Source organism: Mesorhizobium sp. M1E.F.Ca.ET.063.01.1.1, from assembly GCF_003998155.1.
Taxonomy (GTDB): Bacteria; Pseudomonadota; Alphaproteobacteria; order Rhizobiales; family Rhizobiaceae; genus Mesorhizobium.
Genome location: NZ_RZSC01000796.1, coordinates 1 through 2,615, shown reverse-complemented (window position 1 = coordinate 2,615; position 2,615 = coordinate 1). Strand labels below are relative to the sequence as shown.

The 2,615-nt window shown below is 65.8% G+C and carries 3 protein-coding genes; all 3 read right to left on the bottom strand.

The window, feature by feature from the left end:
- Positions 1-464 (bottom strand): alcohol dehydrogenase catalytic domain-containing protein (locus tag EOA29_RS32450; RefSeq protein ID WP_148669393.1); only part of this gene is annotated, 464 nt, incomplete at its 3' end.
- A gap of 168 nt (positions 465-632) precedes the next feature.
- Complete coding sequence (locus tag EOA29_RS32445; RefSeq protein WP_127222144.1) at positions 633-2,012, bottom strand: aspartate aminotransferase family protein; 1,380 nt, start codon at positions 2,010-2,012, stop codon at positions 633-635.
- Positions 2,013-2,046: 34 nt separating this feature from the next.
- A partial coding sequence (locus tag EOA29_RS32440; RefSeq protein ID WP_127222143.1) for an aldehyde dehydrogenase family protein occupies positions 2,047-2,615 on the bottom strand: 569 nt, incomplete at its 5' end.

Below are 2,615 nucleotides of genomic sequence, written 5' to 3'. Positions count from 1 at the left end.
GTGTCGACGACATGCGCGTTCTCGGCCGGCAGCGCCTGGTATTCGGCATAACCGCCGTCGCGGCCATGGCCCATATAGTCGATGTCGGCCAGCGAATCGTCGTCGCGGTTGTAGATGGAGAAGTCGACCATCACCCGCTCGCCGATGCGCTCGGCGGACACACCGTCACCGACAGCGACGATCGTTCCAACCGTGTCGGTGCCCTGGATGCGCGGGAAGGTCAGCGTGTTGCCCTGCCGGCGCCAGGTCGACACCGCGGCCGCATCTTCCTCGGTGCCATAGGCGCCCTGGCGGACCCAGACGTCGGTGTTGTTCATGCCGCAGGCACTGACCTTGACCAGCACCTCGCCGGCAGCCGGCGAGGGCACCTTCACGTCGGTGCGGTAGACGAGCTTCTCCATGCCGCCATGGCCGGTGAGCTGCACGGCGGCCATGGTTGCTGGAATGGTGGGATGGGACTTCATGGATGTTACTTCCAACTGTGCAGGTCAGCGCTGCCCCTCACCCATACCCTCTCCCCGTGAAGAACGGGGAGAGGCGGATCGCCAGCGCTGGAGCTTGTCCCTTCTCCCCGTCTTTCACGGGGAGAAGGTGCCGGCAGGCGGATGAGGGGCAGCGCCAAGGGTCGAAAATCAGAGAGCCGAGAGCACGCTGTTCACGGCGTCGGCGGTCTTCGCCACCACAATGTCGGCCTCCTCGCGCGTCAGGCAGAGCGGCGGCGCGAAGCCGAGGATGTCGCCCTGCGGCATGGCGCGGCCGATGACGCCGCTGGCTGCCAGCGCCGTGGCGATCTGCGGACCGACCTTCAGCGCCGGATCGAAGAAGACGCGGTCGTCGCGGTCCTTCACGAACTCGACCGCCGCCAGCATGCCGTCGCCGCGAACCTCGCCGACATGCCTGTGGCCGCCGACGGCCTTGGCGAGCTCGGTACGGAAATAGGCGCTGGTCTCGCCGGCGTTCCTCACCAGGTCCATCTCGTCGATCAGCTCGAGATTGGCGACGCCCGCGGCAACGCAGATCGGGTGCGCAGAATAAGTCCAGCCATGGCCGAGGGAACCCAGCTTGTCGGAGCCCTTGACCAGCACCTGCCAGACCTTGTCGGAGACGATGACGCCGGAAAGCGGCGCGTAGGCGGAGGTCAGGCCCTTGGCGATGGTGATCAGGTCGGGCTTGATGCCGTAGTGGTCGGAGCCGAACATCGTGCCGAGACGGCCGAAGCCGGTCACCACCTCATCGGCGACGAGCAGCACGTCGTACTTGTTCAGCACGGCCTGGATCTTTGCCCAATAGCCGGCCGGCGGCGGCACGATGCCGCCGGTGCCGAGGATCGGCTCGCCGATGAAGGCCGCCACCGTATCCGGGCCTTCGGCGAGGATCATTTCCTCGAGCTTGTCGGCGCAATATTGCGAGAACTGCTCCTCGCTCATCGAGCGGTCGGCACGGCGGAAATAGTAGGGCGCCTCGGTGTGCATGATCGGCGCGCGCGGCAGGTCGAAGGCGTTGTGGAACAGTTCGAGCCCGGTCAGCGAACCCGTCATCACGCCCGAGCCGTGATAGCCGCGCCAGCGCGAGATGATCTTCTTCTTCTCCGGCCGTCCCAGGACGTTGTTGTAGTACCAGATCAGCTTGATGTTGGTCTCGTTGGCGTCGGAGCCGGAGAGGCCGAAATAGACCCTCGACATGCCCTTCGGCGCGCGGTCGATGATCATCTTGGCGAGCGTGATCGACGCCTCGGTGCCGTGGCCGACATAGGCGTGGTAGTAGGCGAGGTTCTTCGCCTGGGTGGCGATCGCATCGGCGATCTTCTGGCGGCCATAGCCGACATTGACGCAATAGAGGCCGGCGAAGGCGTCGATGCTCTTCCTGCCGGTGTCGTCCCAGACGGTGACGCCTTCGCCGCCGGCCATGATGCGTGCCGGCGATTCACCGCGCGCATGCGTGCCCATATGCGTCGAGGGATGGAAGAAGTGGTCGCGATCCCAGGCGGCGAGTTCGTTGGACCGTTCGAGCATGTTTTTCTCCTTGTTGGGTTCCTGTAGGGCGCGCTTAGGCGACGTCCAGGCAAAGGTATTTCAGATCGGTGAAGGCCTCGAGGCCGTGGCGCGAGCCTTCGCGGCCGATGCCGGACTGTTTGACGCCGCCGAACGGGATCGGCGCGCCGGTGATCTTGACCCGATTGATCGCGACCATGCCGTATTCCAGCGCGCGACCCATGCGCGCCTGCCGCGCGCCGTTCTCGGTCACGACATAGGCGACGAGGCCATATTCGGTGGCATTGGCGCGGGCGACAACCTCGGCTTCGTCGTCGAACGGCGTCACGGCGGCGACAGGACCGAAGGTTTCCTCATGCATGATCAGCGCGTCGTCCGGCAAATCGACGAGCAGTGTCGGCTGGTAGAACAGCGGCCCGGCCGCATGGCGCTTGCCGCCGGACAGGCAGCGCGCGCCGCGAGCCAGCGCGTCGGCGACCTGCTCCTCCACCTTCTTGACGGCGCGCTCATGCATCAGCGGCCCGATATCGGCATCGGCGGAAAGCCCGTTGCCGGTGCGCAGACGCTCGATGCGACGGGCGAAGGCGGCGCAGAAGCGGTCGTAGATTTGGTGCTGCACATAGA